19 protein-coding genes and 1 pseudogene are annotated in these 18,081 nt (G+C 50.1%); 17 read left to right on the forward strand and 3 right to left on the reverse strand.

What is annotated here, in order from left to right; all coding sequences use genetic code 11:
- The 11 genes and pseudogenes from PAT3040_RS38625 to PAT3040_RS13605 all read left to right on the forward strand — a co-directional run.
- Positions 1-145, forward strand: a pseudogene (locus PAT3040_RS38625) (single-stranded DNA-binding protein); the annotation flags it as partial.
- Positions 146-172: 27 nt separating this feature from the next.
- On the forward strand, positions 173-457 hold the full coding sequence (gene rpsR / locus PAT3040_RS13560) for a 30S ribosomal protein S18 (protein ID WP_087568496.1): 285 nt from the start codon (positions 173-175) through the stop codon (positions 455-457).
- Positions 458-697: 240 nt separating this feature from the next.
- Positions 698-1,840, forward strand: a complete 1,143-nt coding sequence (locus PAT3040_RS13565) for an MBL fold metallo-hydrolase (protein WP_108993094.1) — start codon at positions 698-700, stop codon at positions 1,838-1,840.
- An 89-nt stretch (positions 1,841-1,929) separates the two neighbouring features.
- On the forward strand, positions 1,930-2,709 hold the full coding sequence (locus PAT3040_RS13570; protein ID WP_181376605.1) for a sulfite exporter TauE/SafE family protein: 780 nt from the start codon (positions 1,930-1,932) through the stop codon (positions 2,707-2,709).
- Between the two features lie 20 nt (positions 2,710-2,729).
- Positions 2,730-3,050 carry a rhodanese-like domain-containing protein gene (locus tag PAT3040_RS13575; protein WP_108993098.1) on the forward strand — a complete coding sequence of 107 codons (321 nt, stop codon included), beginning with the start codon at positions 2,730-2,732 and terminating at the stop codon, positions 3,048-3,050.
- Between the two features lie 31 nt (positions 3,051-3,081).
- Positions 3,082-3,651 carry a sulfurtransferase TusA family protein gene (locus tag PAT3040_RS13580; RefSeq protein ID WP_108993127.1) on the forward strand — a complete coding sequence of 190 codons (570 nt, stop codon included), beginning with the start codon at positions 3,082-3,084 and terminating at the stop codon, positions 3,649-3,651.
- A gap of 38 nt (positions 3,652-3,689) precedes the next feature.
- Entirely contained in the window at positions 3,690-3,914 is a 225-nt protein-coding gene (locus tag PAT3040_RS13585) for a sulfurtransferase TusA family protein (protein ID WP_108993100.1), read from the forward strand.
- A gap of 55 nt (positions 3,915-3,969) precedes the next feature.
- On the forward strand, positions 3,970-4,467 hold the full coding sequence (locus PAT3040_RS13590) for a DsrE/DsrF/DrsH-like family protein (RefSeq protein WP_108993102.1): 498 nt from the start codon (positions 3,970-3,972) through the stop codon (positions 4,465-4,467).
- Between the two features lie 58 nt (positions 4,468-4,525).
- Positions 4,526-4,786 (forward strand): metal-sensitive transcriptional regulator, encoded by a 261-nt coding sequence (locus tag PAT3040_RS13595; protein ID WP_108993104.1) that lies wholly within the window; start codon positions 4,526-4,528, stop codon positions 4,784-4,786.
- A 483-nt stretch (positions 4,787-5,269) separates the two neighbouring features.
- Complete coding sequence (locus tag PAT3040_RS13600; protein WP_108993106.1) at positions 5,270-6,787, forward strand: PAS domain-containing sensor histidine kinase; 1,518 nt, start codon at positions 5,270-5,272, stop codon at positions 6,785-6,787.
- A gap of 377 nt (positions 6,788-7,164) precedes the next feature.
- Positions 7,165-8,616 (forward strand): SulP family inorganic anion transporter, encoded by a 1,452-nt coding sequence (locus tag PAT3040_RS13605; RefSeq protein WP_108993108.1) that lies wholly within the window; start codon positions 7,165-7,167, stop codon positions 8,614-8,616.
- 82 nt (positions 8,617-8,698) lie between these two features.
- Here the strand turns inward: PAT3040_RS13605 and PAT3040_RS13610 are convergent, their stop codons facing one another.
- From PAT3040_RS13610 to PAT3040_RS13620, 3 genes are all read right to left on the reverse strand, one after another.
- A complete protein-coding gene (locus tag PAT3040_RS13610) occupies positions 8,699-10,090 on the reverse strand; it encodes a TrkH family potassium uptake protein (protein ID WP_108993110.1) in 1,392 nt (463 codons plus the stop codon).
- Positions 10,077-10,739 carry a potassium channel family protein gene (locus PAT3040_RS13615; RefSeq protein WP_087568489.1) on the reverse strand — a complete coding sequence of 221 codons (663 nt, stop codon included), beginning with the start codon at positions 10,737-10,739 and terminating at the stop codon, positions 10,077-10,079. Before PAT3040_RS13615 ends, PAT3040_RS13610 begins: the two co-directional genes overlap by 14 nt.
- Positions 10,740-11,016: 277 nt before the next feature.
- A complete protein-coding gene (locus PAT3040_RS13620; protein WP_087568488.1) occupies positions 11,017-11,370 on the reverse strand; it encodes a DUF4870 domain-containing protein in 354 nt (117 codons plus the stop codon).
- Positions 11,371-11,611: 241 nt separating this feature from the next.
- On the opposite strand from PAT3040_RS13620, the gene PAT3040_RS13625 reads away from it, so the two are divergent.
- The 6 genes from PAT3040_RS13625 (at position 11,612) to dnaB (ending at position 18,071) form a co-directional block, all read left to right on the forward strand.
- Entirely contained in the window at positions 11,612-12,658 is a 1,047-nt protein-coding gene (locus PAT3040_RS13625) for an LCP family protein (protein WP_108993112.1), read from the forward strand.
- Between the two features lie 18 nt (positions 12,659-12,676).
- Entirely contained in the window at positions 12,677-13,087 is a 411-nt protein-coding gene (locus PAT3040_RS13630) for a CBS domain-containing protein (protein ID WP_087568486.1), read from the forward strand.
- Positions 13,088-13,262: 175 nt separating this feature from the next.
- Positions 13,263-14,168: a DUF2232 domain-containing protein gene (locus tag PAT3040_RS13635; protein WP_373271274.1), complete on the forward strand. Its 906-nt coding sequence runs from the start codon at positions 13,263-13,265 to the stop codon at positions 14,166-14,168.
- Positions 14,169-14,187: 19 nt separating this feature from the next.
- The gene (locus PAT3040_RS13640; protein ID WP_108993113.1) at positions 14,188-16,149 is read left to right on the forward strand and encodes a DHH family phosphoesterase; all 1,962 of its coding nucleotides are present in this window, start codon (positions 14,188-14,190) and stop codon (positions 16,147-16,149) included.
- Complete coding sequence (rplI, locus tag PAT3040_RS13645) at positions 16,146-16,589, forward strand: 50S ribosomal protein L9 (protein ID WP_108993115.1); 444 nt, start codon at positions 16,146-16,148, stop codon at positions 16,587-16,589. The genes PAT3040_RS13640 and rplI overlap by 4 nt, the downstream gene beginning before the upstream one ends.
- A 120-nt stretch (positions 16,590-16,709) precedes the next feature.
- A complete protein-coding gene (gene dnaB, locus PAT3040_RS13650; RefSeq protein ID WP_087568483.1) occupies positions 16,710-18,071 on the forward strand; it encodes a replicative DNA helicase in 1,362 nt (453 codons plus the stop codon).
- Positions 18,072-18,081: the final 10 nt, after the last annotated feature.

An 18,081-nucleotide genomic window follows, 5' to 3' on the forward strand; every position in this document is an offset into this window, starting at 1 on the left:
AAGCAATGCTGGCGGTGGCGGTGGTTCATCCTATGGCGGCGGAAGCCGTTCGGGCGGATCGCGCAACGACGGCAATAGCAACAGCGATCCTTTCAAGGATGACGGACGTCCAATCGACATTTCCGAAGATGATTTACCATTTTAATTTTCTACGAGAAGGAGGATGTACACCATGGCTTTCAAACCAAGAGAGAACGGCGGCGACGAGCGTCCAGAGCGTAAGTTCAGCGGACGTAAAGGCGGACGCAACAAACGTCGTAAAGTTTGTTTCTTTACTGTAAACAAAATTACTCACATTGACTATAAAGACACGGATCTGCTTAAGAAGTTTATCAGCGAGCGCGGCAAAATTTTGCCACGTCGCGTAACGGGCACAAGCGCGAAATACCAACGCTTGCTGACAGTTGCAATTAAACGTTCCCGTCAGATCGCATTGCTGCCTTACACAACGGAATAGTTCGTGCTGAAGTGCAGAACGAAGAAAACCCACAAGCCAGGACACTTGAAAAAGTGATCCTTGCGTGGGTTTTTTTGTGTTTGTGCATAACGGTTGACAGAACTAAAAGAACACTGTAATATGTTTGTATACCCCGTGGGGTATAAATTTTCGATAAAATAATACCCAGTGGGGTATTATGAGTCTAGTGAGTCTCACCCGGTGAAACTATAAAATACGATTAGGGAGGTAGAAATTACAATGGCAACAACGATAAAGGCAATGACTCCTCAGGAACTTACAAAGAAAATCATTGCACAAGAAGAATTGTTTATTCTAGACGTCAGAAATGAGTCGGAATTCATGAATTGGAAAATAGAAGGCGTGAAAATAAATCTATTGAATATTCCTTACTTCGATTTGTTGGATGGCGTTGACGATGCGCTCGATAAAATCCCGGATGGAAAAAACATCCTTGTAGTGTGCGCCAAAGAAGGTTCATCGATCTTTATTGCGGAGCAGCTCGCCGAAGCTGGAAAATCGAATATTCATTATCTGGAAGGCGGCATGAAAGCTTGGAGCGATTATATGGAGCCTGTCAAAATCGGTGATCTTAAGGATGGAGGGGAATTATATCAATTCGTTCGCATTGGCAAGGGCTGTTTGTCGTATATGGTATTGTCGGGTGGCGAGGCCGTGATGATCGACACGCTGCGTATGATCGATGTTTTTGAACAATTTGCTTCCGACAAAGGCGCGAAGATCAAACACACACTCGACACGCACTTGCATGCCGACCACATCTCGGGTGGCAGATTGTTAGCAGAGAAAACCGGAGCAACATATTGGCTCCCTCCCAGAGATGCAACCGAAGTCATTTTCGACTTTGAGCCGCTAGAGGAAGGAAAAGAAATTAAGGTTGGTCATTCTAATATCCGGATCCAGCCTATCTATTCTCCGGGTCATACGATCGGAAGCACGTCCTTAATCATTGACGAACAATACTTGCTTAGCGGGGATATCCTATTTGTCGAGTCTATCGGTCGTCCGGACTTAGCCGGCAAGGCGGAGGATTGGGTTGCAGATCTCAGATCGACGCTGTACAAGACGTATAAAGGCCTTTCAGACGATTTGATGGTACTCCCCGCCCATTTCGGCAAGATAAGCGAGCTCGGGCGAGATGGCAAGGTTGCCGCACGTCTCGGCGACTTGTATAAAAACAATCCAGGGCTCAACATGCAAAGCAATGACGATTTTAGATCGGCAGTGACGGAGAACCTTCCACCGCAGCCAAACGCCTATCAAGAAATTCGCCAAACGAATATGGGCAGAATGACGCCAAACGAAGAAGAACAACGGGAGATGGAATGGGGACCGAATCGTTGCGCCGTACACGATAAATAATGAATTCGGGCGACTGTAGAGAGGGAGCTTATTTTTTTGACCCAAATAATACCCTGCAGGGTATAAAGGAAAGGATTTCCGTTATGGGCATGGATATCATGTTGATTACCGTCTTATTTGCCATCGGCTTTATCGGGTCCTTTATTTCGGGAATGGTAGGGATTGGCGGGTCGATTATCAAATATCCGATGCTGCTGTATATCCCTCCTGCCTTAGGTTTCTTGGCTTACTCGGCTCAGGAAGTTGCAGCTGTAAGTGCCATTCAAGTGTTTTTTGCGACATTAGCAGGGATGTTGGCTTATCGCAAAGGAAATTTCATGAATACGAAGCTTGTACTGTATATGGGAGTTCCGATTATCATCGGCAGTCTCCTTGGCGGGTATGGTTCAAAGTTTCTTCCGGACGGCGTCATCAATATTGTCTACGCGGTTATGGCACTAATAGCCGGAGTGATGATGTTTATGCCGAAGAAAGGCAATGAAGACGGCGATTTTACCAAGATTACATTTAATCGGGGCTTGGCATCAATATCGGCTGCCGTGGTCGGTATTTTGTCGGGAATCGTCGGTGCGGCCGGTGCATTCATCATCATTCCGATTATGCTCGTCCTCCTTAAAATCCCGACTCGGGTTGCAATCGCATCTTCATTAGCGATTACGTTCATTTCCTCCATCGGGACGACGGCAGGCAAGATCATGGGAGGGCATATGCTCTGGATCCCTTCAGCGATCATGGTAATCGCAAGTATCATTGCTTCTCCGATTGGCGCGAAAGTCGGCAAGAAGATGAATGTAAAGATGCTTCAATGGATCCTCGCCGTATTGATAATCGCAACTGTCATTAAAATTTGGCTCGATATTCTATCTTAACTTTGGGGAGTGTTTGCCAGATGGCAGGAAAATATTCGAAAGACATGCTGCCGCAGGAAGTCAAAGAACGGTTAGCAAAAGGTGAAAAGCTGAACATTATTGATGTGCGAGAGCCGGATGAGTGGGAATCTGGTCATATCCCGAACGTTAAGCACCTCCCGCTAGGTTCGCTCGGGCAAAGACTAGGCGAGTTGGATCGGACGAAGCCATATATTGTCGTATGTCGAAGCGGAAACCGCAGCGGATTGGCATGCGAATGGCTTGAAGAATTAGGTTATGACGTCAGCAATATGCCCGGGGGCATGTCCCTCTGGGAAGGAGAGGTAGTTTCAGGGATTTAAACACAAGAAAGGAGTAGATCATATGACATCCATGATTCAAACGAATCAAACGTTAAACTGCGAGGGCTTGGCGTGTCCGATGCCGGTCGTAAAAACCAAAAAAACCATCGCGGAAATGAATGCCGGCGAAGTGCTCGAAGTACGGGCAACGGATAAAGGGTCTGTGGCAGATTTGCAGAGCTGGGCAGGCCGGACAGGTCACCAATATATCGGCTTGAAGGAAGAGGGAGGCATCTTCCGCCATTTTTTGCGGAAGTCCCTGGAAATCGAAACAAAACTAGAAACAACACATCCGCGAGTCATTAGCAACGAAGATTTGAACCGGAAACTCACAGCCGGCGAAAACTCAATCTTATTAGACGTTCGGGAACCGGCGGAGTACAGTTTCAAACGAATTCCGGGAGCGATCTCGATACCTATGGGCGAACTGGAGCAAAAGCTCGATTCGCTCTCGAAGGACGAGGAGTATTTCGTTGTTTGCAGATCAGGCAATCGAAGCGATTTCGCCTGCCAGCTGCTTTCCGAACGCGGTTACTCTAAAGTTACGAATGTCATACCAGGTATGTCCGCGTGGGAAGGTCCCACGGAGCATGACGAATAAGCAACCAACCACAACTAACTAAAGAGGAGGAAATTGAGATGGCAGATATCGTAATCGACGCAAAAGGGCTGGCGTGCCCAATGCCGATCGTCAAAGCAAAGAAGGGGATCGATTCCATTCAAACGGGGCAAACGATGGAGCTTCATACAACGGATAAAGGTTCCATGAACGATTTTAAGGCTTGGGTAAATCAAACAAAAAACGAGCTCGTGGAAGCGAGGGAAGAGAACGGTGTGTTTAAATTTATCGTTAAGAAGGTGTAACAACGAGCTTGAAGCTAGAACAGATGCCTGCAATACCTGTTTTGATAACTGAAAAATGAAAGGGGTGCCTTATGTGACTGAAAAGGAAAAATCAACAATTGTTTTATTTAGTGGCGAACTGGATAAAGCCATAGCAGCGTTTATCATTGCCAATGGCGCTGCTGCTTACGATCATGAGGTGACGATTTTCTTTACGTTCTGGGGATTGAACACGCTTAGAAAGGAACACCCGGTATCTTTAAAGAAGGGGTTTCTTGAGAAAATGTTCGGTAAGATTATGCCTCGAGGCGTAGATAAACTGGGTCTATCAAAAATGAATTTCGCTGGGATGGGCCCGAAGATGATTAAGCACGTGATGAAGAAGCATAATGCGTTAACCTTGCCGCAGTTGATCGAGCTCGCGCAGGAGCAAGGCGTGAAGTTGGTTGCATGTACGATGACGATGGACTTGTTGGGTCTCCAGAAGGAAGAATTGCTCGACGGAATCGAATATGCCGGCGTTGCGGCTTATTTGGGAGATGCCGCAGATGCGAAGGTGAACTTATTTATTTGATCCTCGACTCCCCAATGTGTTTATAATATACCTATACATGTATCGGGGGGATTCCAAAATGAAATACGATGATGATATGAAACGACGCCTGCGTCGAGCCGAAGGACAAATACGCGGTGTATTAAAAATGATGGAAGAAAACAAAAACTGCAAGGACGTCGTAAGCCAACTCTCGGCTGTCCGCAGCGCCGTCGATAAAACGCTGGCGCTTGTAGTGGCGGTAAACCTGGAGCAATGTATTCATGAAGAGCTGGAGAAGGGCGGGGACACAAGTAAGGTTGTCCAGGAAGCTGTAGGGCTGTTAATCAAAAGCAGATAGAAGTAAATTAATATTGAATTGGGGCTGTCCCATAATTCTCAAAATAAAAAGTTGGGCGGAAGTCTTCCGTCCAACTTTTTTGCTTTTTCAGGAAAGTGGCGAGGTGGATGCCTGCCTGTTTGGTGGATTGTATATGAATTTTCATACACGTTTGGTACAAGCCTACCCAAATAATCAAGCCATAAAGACAACGGGGCTACCTTAAAAGTTTATTTATCGGGCAGCCCCTTTCTTTGATTAAACGAAACAATTCATACCATCGGCTTATCTTGAATTGAACTTGTTCGATTAACGAGGTGTTGTAGCTGTGACGTTGAGCGAGTATGATTAATCGATAGAAATGGCTATATCAAAGCAATTTCGAGGCTATTTCAAGTTTTTTGGTTAATAATGGGTACTATCATTTCAAAAAATGTTCAAATTCATATCGTATCATTATTTTATATCTAATAGTTCATATTGGTGTAACGAGGTGGGCAAAAAATGTTTACGAATCATAAAACGATTGAACATGTATTTAAGGCATTGGAGACTTCGTCAATCGTTTCAATTATGAATGAAGAAGGAATCATTACGTACGTAAATGATTATTTCTGCGAAATTTCCAAGTTTAATAAAGATGAAATCATAGGTTTGAACCACCAGGTTGTGCATACAGGGTTCCACGCTCATGGCGGTTTTAATGATTTATGGGATCTTTTGAGACGAGGTCAAGTGTGGAAGGGCGAAATAAACAATCGTGCTAAGGATGGTGGCGATTACTGGATACATCTGACCATCGTTCCCTTTAAAAATGATGGCGATGTTGAATTTCAATATGTATCTATTGGAACGGATATATCATTACGCAAAGATAATGAAAATAAATTATTGCAGACAATGGACAATTTGAGAGATATAGAAAATGCCTTGGATGCGTCCTCTATTGTTGCGGTTACGGATGCTAAAGGCGTAATCACTTATGTAAACGAAAAGTTCTGCGAAATATCCAAATACGATCGTGATGAACTGATTGGAAAAACACATCGTGTAATCAACTCGGGATTTCATCCTAAAAGCTTCTTTAAGACGATGTGGGAAACGATTAAACAAGGACGCGTCTGGCAAGGTGAAGTTAAAAACAGAGCCAAAGACGGCAGCGAGTATTGGATGAATACAACCATCGTACCTTTTCTTGATGACCATAATAACCCGCGTCAATTTATTTCCATTCGTACAAATATTACGGATCGAGTAAATGCAGAAACAGCACTGGCCGAGCGAACGACTCAATTGGCAAAAGCGCATGACGAGGCTATAAAAGCGAGCCTGATTAAAAGTCAGTTTCTGGCTAACATGAGTCATGAGTTGCGAACTCCGCTAAATGCGATTATTGGTTATAGTGAAATGCTGCAGGAAGAGGCAGAAGAGATCGGCGAGACTTCCTTTGTAGCGGACTTATCCAGAATCAGCAAAGCAGGCAATCATCTCCTTAGCCTGATTAATGATATCCTGGACATTTCCAAGATAGAAGCTGGAAAAATGGAGCTGCATCTGGAGACCTACCTCCTATCGGAATTAATTCACGATGTGATGACTACGATTGGACCGTTGGTAGACGGAAAGGGAAACAGGCTGCAATTGAGTTGCGAAGAAAGCGGAGAAATTACGGCCGATATAACAAAATTAAAACAAATTCTTATTAATTTGTTAAGCAACGCCAACAAGTTTACCGAGAACGGGCTGATTGAATTCAAGGTTTATAAGGAAGTCAGGGATTCTCGGCAGGGTTACGAATTTTTTGTTCGGGATACGGGCATTGGCATGACGCCAGAGCAGCTCGAAAAGCTGTTTCACCCATTTACGCAGGCTGATGCATCTACCACACGCAAATATGGAGGCACGGGTCTAGGGCTCGCGATTAGTCAGAGCTTTAGTGAGATTATGAGTGGAGATATACGGGTGGATAGCGTATATGGAAAGGGAACGACCTTTATCTGCTGGCTGCCGACTGACTTGTAGATGGTATCGTTTATTGAAGATGCAAAAGTATGCACAAGTGAATAACTCAAAAAGGGTGACGTCGAAAAAAGTTATCCCCATGTGGATAAAGGGGCTGACGAATTCGAATCGCCTTTTGAGCATGGAATTTTATTGATCGTAAAGATGGCTAAAAAGGAGATTGAAACAGAATAAGAGAGAATAAAACGGATGTAAGCGTTTAAACCCGTAATGGTATCCAGTAGATCGCTTGTGGATTCTGTGTATAATAAAAATCGTCAATTATCGGCCCCGACCTCTCTGAGAGTGGGAGGTCACCAATTACTAGGGCGTGTCTGAATACTCCGAGGGGAGCAGATTTTCAGACACGACCTAGAGGAGAGAGAGGAATTATTTCTTTGTTACAACAACTGAAAAACACATGGTTTTTTAACGTCAGAGGGGATCTGCTGGCCGGCATTACGGTCGCGCTTGCGCTGATTCCGGAAGCCATAGCCTTCTCGATCATTGCGGGTGTCGATCCCATGGTCGGGCTGCATGCGTCATTTTGTATCGCGGTTATCATCTCCATTACGGGCGGACGACCAGGGATGATCTCCGCGGCAACAGGCGCAATGGCGGTGCTGATGGTAACGCTGGTAGCCGATCACGGGATTGAGTACCTATATGCGGCTACGATTCTGACGGGCATTATACAGTTTCTGATGGGTATGCTCAAGCTGGGGCGGTTCATTACGTTCGTTCCGCATTCCGTAGTCATTGGGTTCGTGAACGCGCTGGCGATTTTGATCTTTATGACACAGCTCGTCCAATTCGAGAATGTCACCTGGGTCATGTATGTGCTCGTAGCTGCAACATTACTCATTATTTATGGACTGCCGCTGCTGACTAAAGCCGTGCCTTCCGCGCTTGTCGCAATTATCGTCATGACTTGCGTGACGGTATTCGGCGGCATTCAAGTGAACACGGTCGGCGACATGGGCAATATTACGCGTTCGCTGCCGAACTTTCATATTCCCGACGTTCTGTTCAACTGGGAGACGCTGATGATTATATTGCCGGTCTCGTTTACGATGGCGATCGTCGGATTGCTTGAATCTTTAATGACGGCAACGATCCTCGACGAAGCGACGGAGACGAAGAGCAATAAGAACAGGGAAGTGCGCGGACAAGGCATCGCGAACACGATTACCGGATTTTTTGGAGGTATGGCGGGCTGCGCGATGATCGGACAATCTGTCATCAACGTCAAATCGGGGGGCCGGGGCAGACTGTCCACTCTGGTGGCGGGTGCTGTACTGTTGTTCCTGATTATGGTGCTTGGCGATGTGGTCAAGAGCATCCCGATGGCGGCGTTGGTCGGTGTCATGATTATGGTGTCAATCGGCACCTTCGATTGGGGCTCTATCCTGAATGTAAGAAAGATCCCGGTGTCAGACACCATTATAATGGTAGTGACCGTTGCGGTGGTGGTGTACACGCATGATCTCGCAAAGGGCGTTATGGTCGGCGTGATCATGAGTGCGCTTCTCTTTGGATGGCGTATGGCCAAGCTGCATGCCGACATGCATGTCACGGAACAGGGCATTAAGCATTACCGAATTCGGGGCCAAATGTTCTTTGGCACGATGAGCCACTTCGGCGAGTTGTTCGACCCGCAGCAGGATCCGCAACATATCGTGATTGATCTCGGCAGCTCTCATGTCTGGGATCATTCGGCGATTACGGCAATTGCAAAGGTTCTGGGCAAATATGAGGCGCAGGGCAAGACCGTGACAATAATCGGCTTGAACGAAGAGAGCAAGAAACTCGTGGACCGCGTTGGTTTGACCGTATCTGGCGGCCATTAAGGCTGAAAAGGCTGCCAGACGATACGTCCATCCATGGACTTCGTCTGGCAGCCTTTGTGTAAGATGAATTTTTGCCCGGGCATTAACCGACGAGAATATGATCCTCGGGATAGCCGATCTTGGAGCTTTGTTTCTTTTGGGCGAGCGCGTAAGCCAGCGTGAGAGGGCCTAACCGGCCCAAGAACATCGTAATGGTCACGACAATCTTGCCTGCCGTAGTCAGCTCGCCGGTAAGCCCCATTGACAAGCCAGTTGTGCTGAACGCGGAGGTTGCTTCGAACAGGACAGCCAGGAAGTTGTCCTTCGCCACATCCTCCGTCACCGTAAGAATCAAGGTAACGGTTAAGACAAAAGCCAGCGCCGTCATAACGACTGCCAGCGCTCGCATGACGGAGTCCTGCGAGATCTTGCGCTCGAAGGCGTGGATTTGACCGCCGCCGCGGAAGGTCTGGATCGTCGACAGGATAAGGATGACCAGCGTATTGGTTTTGATGCCGCCGCCAGTACCTCCGGATCCCGCCCCGATAAACATCAGGATGATGAGGATGAACTGGGAGACGGCGAGCATGCTGCCGATATTAATGGTGTTAAAGCCAACGCTCCTGGGTGTCGTACTCTGCATGAGCGATGCCAAAAGCCGCTCGCCCGTGTTCAACGATCCGAACGTTGCGCTGTTCCAGCTCTCCAGCAGGAAAATCAGCAAGAACCCTGCCAGGATCAATACGCCGGAGGAGATTAGCACGACCTTGGAGTGCAGCGACAGCTTGCGCCAGGAGCGCTTGCGAAGCACGTCCAGTATGACGATGTATCCAAGACCGCCTACGATAAATAAAAGGATCAGCGTCAAGTTGACGATGGGATCGCCGACGAACTGCATCAGGCTGTCGGACCATAGGGAAAATCCGGCATTGTTGAATGCGGATACGGAGTGGAACAGCGCATAGTATGCCGCTTTGCCCAGTCCAAGCTCGCTCTGCCAGTGCAGCGTTAGAATCAGAGTGGCGATGGATTCGAATACGAATACGATAAGAACCATATACAGAGACAGCTTAACGAGCCCCTGCGCCGAAGTCGATTGAGTCGTCTGCTGAATAATGAGCCGCTGCTTGAGACCGATCTTCTTGCCCAGCAGAATAGCAACCATCACGCCGAGCGTCATAAAGCCGATGCCGCCAACCTGGATCAGAACCATAATGATAATCTGACCGACGACGGAGAAGTCAGTGCCGGTATCCAGAACCGTCAGACCATTAACACAAACGGCTGATACCGATGTAAATAGCGCATTAAGCAATCCGATGGAATGTCCGTCGCTAGACGAAAAGGGCATGCTGAGCAAAATCGCGCCGATCCAGATGAGCCCGAAGAACACGACGGTAATAAGCTGCGGCGGACTGATATTATTTTTGAGATGATTGATGAAACGCTCGAGCCAAGGCTGTTCGTTTTTCTTGGGATGGCTATGCGCGTTCATAGTCGTTCTCCAGCTCGCGGATATCATCGTTGCTGCCTATGATGAGCAGCACGTCGCCCGTATGAATGGCATCCTCGGCCTTAGGCGAAATATTGATGCGATCGCCGGTTTTGATAGCCATGATGGTACAACCGTAGCGGGCTCGGATGTTGAGATCCTTGAGCGATTTGCCGTCCATGGCGGGAGGCGCGCCAATCTCCGCGAGGTTGTAGTCCGGCGACAGCTCGATGTAATCAATCAGGTTGTCCGAGCTAAGTTGATTGCCCAGTCGCGTCCCCATATCACGCTCCGGATAGATGACGTGATCGGCGCCGATTTTGCTGAGGACGTTGCCATGCATTTCATTTCGCGCTTTCGCGGTTACCTTTGGCACCTTTAATTCCTTAAGCAACAGCGTTGTCAGAATGCTCGCCTGCAAGTCGTCGCCGATCGCTACGATGGCATGCGTGAAGTTGCTTGCTCCAAGCTCGCGCAGCACGTTTTCGTCCGTACAGTCCGCTTGCAGCGCATGGGTAGCGATGGGAGCCATCTCTTGGACGAGCTGTTCGTTCTTGTCGACTGCAAGCACTTCGTGTCCGTTTTGGATCAAAGTGCGGGTCAAGCTGGTGCCGAAGCGGCCGAGCCCGATCACCATAAATTGTTTCTTCAAGCGCTCACTTCCCAACTATCTATTGGATGATTAGTATTCGAACTATTAACTGTGATAAATCATAGGAGACAATTGGTTATTTGTCAAAGAGAATTAACAGACGTTTCTATTATAAAAGTAATCCCCTTACTGCGTATTTTTCATTCGGTTTATTGCGGTACAAATAGAACAGGGACAGCCCTTCGTCTTATACGACTAAAGGGCTGTCCCTGTTTCATTATGAAGGCCGGAGGTGTAAATACGATCGGAGCCTTATTAATGCGTGTTCAAACCTCTTCTAGAATTTGTTCGCTTGCTCCTCCGAGATGTCGCCGATGTAGGGCAGCTTAAACATCTTGCCTTGCAGAGCCAGCAGCATGAGGGCTATCCACAAAATGAAGCTGATCGGGGCCAAAATAATCGAAATGAGCCATCCGATGACGGGAATCCAGCCTAGCACCAGATTGATGGCGACAATGGCCACAAATACGATCGTAGACTGCATCGCATGGAACTTAACGAAGCGGCTTTGTTTTTCCAGAACGAGGAAGATGATACCTGTAATGAAGCCGAGCAAATAACAAAGCAGGCCAGCCACCTTGGGATCCAAGCCAGTTGAAGACGGATCCGGATTTACTTGTACCGGTTGCATAATGGACGAGTCACGCTCCTTATGGACATAGTATTGCAAGAATTGTATTCGCCGTACATAAGCAATAGACCTTTTTTTGAAGCAAATTTTGGTTGCGAAATGCGACAAGTTACCACAAATGGGATAAAATTTTTGTCATAGGTTTGTAACCCCTGCAACGTTGCCATCGTCTAGAATGATAAGAAAGCAAGGCTGCCGGTATAGAGACAGACGGAACCAAATCGCTTGGAGAGTGGACAATATGAAGAAGAAACATAAACGATTATATGCAATCGGAATCATTGCGGTCGTTCTGCTGACCGCGGCGTATTTGAATCGGGGCGTGCTGGCAATGGCCGGCTTCGACTGGTTCTTGCAGGGTTCGCTTGAGAAAAGTTTGGAGAACACGTACAAGCCCGTCGAAAACCGTCAGCCTGTAAAACCTGTCGGAGTCGATAGGACGAAGCGGGATCCATTCTCCGTGCTGTTGCTCGGGGTGGACCAACGGGACAACGAGATAGGACGGTCCGACACGCTGATCTACACGATCGTGCGTCCGAATGACGGCAAGATGCTGCTCGTATCCATTCCGCGGGATCTCTACGTCGAGATTGTGGGCAGAGACAGTGAGGACAAGATCAACCATGCTCATGCCTTCGGCGGGCCGGGGATGACGATGGATACGGTAGAAAAGCTGCTGGACGCGCCAGTCAATCATTACGCTTCTATTAACTTCGAGGGCTTTCGCGCTGCCATCGACGCGATGGGAGGCATCGCGCTTCCAATCGAGGATGACATCGTCAACAAAGGTTACGGACACGAAAAATTCGTCATCAAGGGCGGACAGGACCTTTATGGCGGCAAGGACGCGCTCAACTTCGTGAGGTACCGCGAAGACGCGGGCGGGGATATGAGCAGGACGGAGCGACATCAGCAGTTCCTTCATGCTATTATAGAGAAGGCGACGAGTTTGAAGCAGTGGAATAAGATTCCTTCATTTATTGACATTATGGGCGACAATTTTAGCACCGACATGCCGCCTGGGCAGTTGATCGACATGTCGCAAGCTATGCTGACAAAGAGCGGCCTGACGATGTACAGCCATACGCTGCTCGGTCAAGGCGGTCGCTTGGAGGCAGGCGGGGCTTGGTATTATTTTGCCGATGAAGAGGACTTGCAGCAAGTACAGACCATGATTCATAATTGGCTGGATGCCGACGCGCCGTCCGCGAGTCTGATCCTCCCTCCGAAGTACACCGCGACAGTGGAGAAGGAGGTACAGTCGCTCTCCAGCGCGTCCGGTCAATAGAACGGAGTGAAACAAAGGATGAATATCGCGTTTTTCCTGCTGCCGAAGCAAGAGGTCGTATGTTTGACCTATGACACGACGCTGCGGCAAGCGCTGGAACGGATGGAATATCATCGTTACTCGGCCGTACCGATTCTCCACTCGGATGGCACGTATTACGGAACGGTCACCGAAGGCGATCTGCTCTGGTTTATGAAAAGCCGGCCGGATCTGACATTCGAGACGACCAACAAGGTAAAGCTTGCCGAGGTGCCGCTGAGGGTCACGAACAAAGCGGTAAATATCGACGCTAATATGGATGATATGATCTCGCTGGCCAAGGTACAGAACTTCGTGCCTGTCGTGGACGACAGAAATCATTTTATCGGACTCGTAAGAAGAAGCGAAATTATCGATTATTGTCAGCAGGGACTGTCCCAGCGGAGCTAAGGCTCCCGGGGCAGTTTTTTTTTGAGGGGGACTTGAACGGGAGTCAGGTCGCCGCTGGGCGCAGGCGCAAATGTTGGAATGGACGGGATGCATGCGGAAATCCGCTTTTGTGCTATAATGGGTGTTAAATGCCTGATAATCGGGTGTGCAAACGAAGCTGCAAGAGGTGAACCGATTGAAAACTGGGCTGAAACCCCTGCTGTGGAGCGGGGCGGCGTTTCTGCTGCTGTTGCTTCTCGCTGTACCTGTATTGAACTTGCCTGCATTGCTGTTCATGATGGTTCCGTATGTCGTTCTATATTCGACGCTATCCAAGGGAGCCTTCGCCCTTCACACGATTCCCGTGTGGGTAGCTGCCGCCCTGATCGTGGGACCGGCGGTGCTTATTATCGGACTGTTCTTCCTGCTGCCCGGCATAGCCATGGGTCACTTATACCGCAAAAAGGAACCTGCGGCTAAGGTGATCCGGATCGTCGGAGTCATCGTGCTGGCCCAGCTTATGCTGGAGCTGCTCGTATTCGAGCTGTTCCTGGATCTGTCCCTGCTTGATGAGATGAGCTCGATGATCCGCGACGTATTCGACACCGTGATGGCGCAGAACACGCTCGCGACGGAGTGGACCTCCTCGCACACGGACACGCTTATTCAAGTCATCATTAACATGATTCCGCTCACCTTCATCATTTTGGCGTACGTCTTGACGGTCGTGTCGCATTATCTCGCGAGAAGAATCGTAAACCGGAGCGGGCTTGAAGTGCCTGCCTTCCCGAAGGCAAGGGATTGGAAGCTTCCGCGCTCGCTCGTTATTTTCTATCTGATCGCATACGTGATGGATCTGTTCATGCTTAGTACGAGCAAGGCGTTCCTCCCGGTTGCACTGATGAATCTGGTGCCGCTGCTCAGTTATGTATTCGCGATTCAGGCGATCGGCTTCTTCTTCTATATTGCTCATCATCGCGATTGGAATAGGGCAGTTCCCGTTCTCATAGCCATCCCTGTGCTGCTGATTCCTCCGCTAAGCCTGATCGGCGTTCTGGATACGGCATTCCCGATCCGGAAGGCGTTCGTTAAATCCCAATAGCACAGGAGCGATACGTTCTATGCCTAAGTTTCTAATTACGAGATGGCACGGCATGCATCAAGTGGCTGCGCTTGCGGTGCTTGCCTTGCTGTCGGCCCTGCTCGCCTGGTTTCACTGGGCGGCGGGACTGGCCGGTCTTATCCTTACGATCGGGGTCGCCGTCTACAGCTACTTCGCGGAGCGGGCGTTCCGCAAGGACCTTAAGACGTATCTCGGCACTTTATCTTATCGCGTTAAAAAGGGCGGCAACGATGTCATCAGCGAGCTGCCGTTCGGCATTATTCTCTATAATGAAGATCGTACCGTGGAGTGGCATAATCCGTACATTGCAAAAATCTTCGAGCGCGACAACGCCATCGGCATGCCGCTGACGGAGCTGTTCCCGACGCTGCAGCATGCCAAGGATCGCGACGGCATCATCGAAGCGGCGGTAGGCTCGCAGATGTACCAGCTTATATTCCGGCCCAAAGAAAAAATTCTTTACGTCAAAAACATCACGGAATTGTGGCAGCTCAGCCGCAAATACGAGGACGAGAAGCTCTCCCTCGGCGTTGTGATGATCGACAACCTGGAGGAAGTAACGCAAGGTCTCGACGACCATCAGCGAAGCTCCCTGCTCGCGAAAGTGACGACGGAAATTACGGAATGGGCCCAGCAGTACAAAATCTATCTCAAGCGGCTCACGTCCGACCGGTTTCTGCTCGTTACCGATCATAAGACGCTCCGCCAACTGGAGCATTCCAGATTTGTCATTCTTGACGAGGTGCGGGAGATGGCGGGCGAACAGAAGATCCCCGTCACGCTCAGCATCGGATTTGCAGCCGGGGCCGAGGGGATTATGGAGCTCGGTCAATGGGCGCATACGAGTCTCGATATTGCGCTGGGCCGTGGTGGCGACCAGGCTGCCGTCAAGGTGGCGGGACGCCAGTCGTTCTACGGCGGCAAGAGCAACGCCGTAGAAAAGCGGACTCGCGTGCGGGCTCGCGTCGTGGCGCATGCGCTGCGGGATCTCATGAAGGAGAGCCATAACATCATTATTATGGGCCATAAGCTCCCCGACATGGATTCCATCGGCGCAGCCATCGGCGTGCTCAAGGCCGCGCAGCTCTTCGGCAAAGAAGCTTATATCGTACTTGAAGGAATCAATCCTTCTATGGAGAAGCTGATGGAGCTACTGCGCGAGGAAGAGAAGCTGTCCAAGCGGTTTATCTCCCCGGAGCAGGCATTGACGCTGATGACGCCGCAATCGCTGGCGGTCGTCGTCGACACGCACAAGGCTTCGCTCGTAAAGGAGCCGAAGCTGCTGACGGCGACGGACCGAATCGTCGTGATCGACCATCACCGCAGGGGCGAGGAGTTTATCAATCACGCGATTCTCGTATATATGGAGCCTTATGCTTCTTCGGCTTGCGAGCTTGTCACCGAGCTGCTGCAATACATTCATGACCGGGTCGGGCTCGACATTAGGGAAGCGACTGCTCTGCTTGCCGGCATTACGGTCGACACGAAAAGCTTCTCGATGCGTACGGGAGCCCGTACGTTCGAGGCGGCTTCGTTCCTGCGAAGGAACGGGGCGGATCCCATGGTCATCCAGCGTATGCTGCAAGAGGATCTGGAAGGTTACGTCAGCAAGGCTGAGATTATTAAGCATGCCGAAGTGGTATACGACCATATCGCCATCGCGGTGGTAGAGCAGGGCGTGCGCAATTCGCAGCTGCTGATCGCCAAGTCGGCGGATACGCTGCTTAATATGACCGATATTCTGGCTTCGTTCGTCATTGGCGAACGACCGGATGGACTCATCGGGATCAGCGCTCGCTCCCTTGGGGGCATTAATGTGCAAGTCGTCATGGAGCGGATGGGCGGCGGCGGTCACCTGACGAACGCGGCGGCTCAGATGGAAGGCACGGTGGGCGAAGCCGCGGCCAAGCTTAAGCAAGTGCTGCACCAAATACAATCGGAAGAGGGGTTATTCGAATGAAAGTAATCTTTCTGCAAGACGTAAAGGGACAAGGGAAAAAAGGCGAGGTCAAGGATCTCTCCGAAGGATACGTACGCAACTTCCTGTTGCCGAAGGGGCTCGCGAAAGCGGCTTCCGACGGCAATCTGAAGACGCTTGAGGTGCAAAACGCATCGGAAACGAAACGCAAGGCGAAGGAGAAGGAAGACGCTCAGGCGCTTGCGAAGAAGCTGGAAGAGATGACCGTGGTCGTAAAGGCGAAAGCCGGCGAAGGCGGCCGCCTGTTCGGCGCCATTACGAGCAAGCAAGTAGCGGAGGCGCTCGCGGGCCTCGGCGTTAAGATCGACAAGCGCAAGATCGAGCTGGAAGACCCGATCCGTACGCTGGGCATGACCCAGGTGCCGGTCAAGCTGCATCCAGAAGTGAAAGCGAAGCTGAACGTTCAGACGGCTGAAGAATAAGCAAGAGCAATTATCAGGTTTAAGATAAGTGGAAGATGTCGGAGGTGGGCGTAGGCGTTGAGTCGTCTGCGCCTGTCTTCCATTTTCCAAGAGCGATGACCGAGAGGAGAAGCGTGAAGCATGAGTACGGAATTAATGTTCGACCGGGTTCCCCCGCAAAATATGGAAGCCGAGCAGGCTGTTATCGGCGCCATACTGATTCAGCCGGAGGCGCTCATAACCGCGATGGAACGGGTTCGCAGCGAAGACTTCTACAGCAGCAGCCATAGCCGCATCTACGAAGCGATGATCGAGCTGGGCGAGAACAACCAGCCGGTCGATCTCGTTACTCTTACAGCCCATCTTCAAGATCAAGGCTTGCTGGAGGAGATTGGCGGCGTTAGCTACTTGGCCAAGCTGGCTAATGCCGTACCGACGGCGGCCAACATTGATTATTACGCGCAGATTGTCGAAGAGAAGTCGATGCTGCGAAGATTGATTCGGACCGCGACCAATATCGTGTCGGATGGGTATGCGAATGCAGAAGACGTCGGCGTGCTGCTAAGCGATGCCGAGAAAAAAATTCTGGAAATTTCCAATCGACGCTCCAGCGGAGGTTTCATCTCCATCCGGGATGTGCTCATGGAGGTATTCGAGAAGGTTGAGTTCCTGTACAGCAACAAGGGCGGGCCGACGGGCATTCCGTCAGGCTTCGTCGATCTCGACAGGATGACGGCCGGCTTTCAGCGAAGCGACCTTATTATCGTCGCGGCACGTCCTTCCGTGGGCAAGACCGCCTTTGCCCTTAACGTGGCTCAAAACGTTGGCGTGCGGGCCAAGGAGACGGTCGCGATCTTCTCGCTGGAGATGTCCGCCGCACAGCTCGTGCAGCGGATTATATGCGCCGAGGCCAATGTCGACGCGACCCGGATGCGAACTGGCAGCCTTGAAGGCGACGATTGGGAGAAGCTGACGATGGCGATCGGCGCCTTGGCCGAGGCCGAGATCTACATCGACGATACGCCGGGCATTACGGTAGCCGATATTCGCGCGAAGTGCAGAAGGCTGAAGAAGGAACGCGGGCTGGGCATGATTTTGATCGACTACCTGCAGCTGATCGAAGGACGGGGCAAGGCAGGCGAGAATCGTCAGCAGGAAGTATCCGAAATTTCGCGGACGCTCAAGATGATTGCCAGGGAGCTGGAAGTGCCCGTCATCGCGCTGTCCCAGCTCAGCCGGGGCGTCGAGCAGCGGCAGGACAAACGTCCCATGATGTCCGACCTCCGGGAATCCGGCTCCATCGAGCAGGATGCCGACATCGTCGCGTTTCTGTACCGGGACGATTATTACGACAAGGAATCCGAGAAAAAGAATATTATCGAGATCATTCTCGCAAAACAACGGAACGGACCGGTCGGCACGGTCGAGCTGGTGTTCCTCAAAAACTTCAATAAATTCGTCAATCTGGACCGGGCGCATCAGGATCCGTCTCAGGCATCGTAAAATATCCGAA

The sequence above is a fragment of the Paenibacillus agaridevorans genome, assembly GCF_003112455.1.
GTDB lineage: Bacteria > Bacillota > Bacilli > Paenibacillales > Paenibacillaceae > Pristimantibacillus > Pristimantibacillus agaridevorans.

Bases quoted from the DNA above. Each gene is read 5' to 3' on its own strand.
- rpsR (WP_087568496.1), top strand. From the start codon at position 173: ATGGCTTTCAAACCAAGAGAGAACGGCGGCGACGAGCGTCCAGAGCGT.
- PAT3040_RS13565 (WP_108993094.1), top strand. From the start codon at position 698: ATGGCAACAACGATAAAGGCAATGACTCCTCAGGAACTTACAAAGAAA.
- PAT3040_RS13570 (WP_181376605.1), top strand. From the start codon at position 1,930: ATGGATATCATGTTGATTACCGTCTTATTTGCCATCGGCTTTATCGGG.
- PAT3040_RS13575 (WP_108993098.1), top strand. From the start codon at position 2,730: ATGGCAGGAAAATATTCGAAAGACATGCTGCCGCAGGAAGTCAAAGAA.
- PAT3040_RS13580 (WP_108993127.1), top strand. From the start codon at position 3,082: ATGATTCAAACGAATCAAACGTTAAACTGCGAGGGCTTGGCGTGTCCG.
- PAT3040_RS13585 (WP_108993100.1), top strand. From the start codon at position 3,690: ATGGCAGATATCGTAATCGACGCAAAAGGGCTGGCGTGCCCAATGCCG.
- PAT3040_RS13590 (WP_108993102.1), top strand. From the start codon at position 3,970: ATGAAAGGGGTGCCTTATGTGACTGAAAAGGAAAAATCAACAATTGTT.
- PAT3040_RS13595 (WP_108993104.1), top strand. From the start codon at position 4,526: ATGAAATACGATGATGATATGAAACGACGCCTGCGTCGAGCCGAAGGA.
- PAT3040_RS13600 (WP_108993106.1), top strand. From the start codon at position 5,270: ATGTTTACGAATCATAAAACGATTGAACATGTATTTAAGGCATTGGAG.
- PAT3040_RS13610 (WP_108993110.1), bottom strand. From the start codon at position 10,090: ATGAACGCGCATAGCCATCCCAAGAAAAACGAACAGCCTTGGCTCGAG.
- PAT3040_RS13620 (WP_087568488.1), bottom strand. From the start codon at position 11,370: ATGCAACCGGTACAAGTAAATCCGGATCCGTCTTCAACTGGCTTGGAT.
- PAT3040_RS13625 (WP_108993112.1), top strand. From the start codon at position 11,612: ATGAAGAAGAAACATAAACGATTATATGCAATCGGAATCATTGCGGTC.
- PAT3040_RS13630 (WP_087568486.1), top strand. From the start codon at position 12,677: ATGAATATCGCGTTTTTCCTGCTGCCGAAGCAAGAGGTCGTATGTTTG.
- PAT3040_RS13640 (WP_108993113.1), top strand. From the start codon at position 14,188: ATGCCTAAGTTTCTAATTACGAGATGGCACGGCATGCATCAAGTGGCT.
- rplI (WP_108993115.1), top strand. From the start codon at position 16,146: ATGAAAGTAATCTTTCTGCAAGACGTAAAGGGACAAGGGAAAAAAGGC.
- dnaB (WP_087568483.1), top strand. From the start codon at position 16,710: ATGAGTACGGAATTAATGTTCGACCGGGTTCCCCCGCAAAATATGGAA.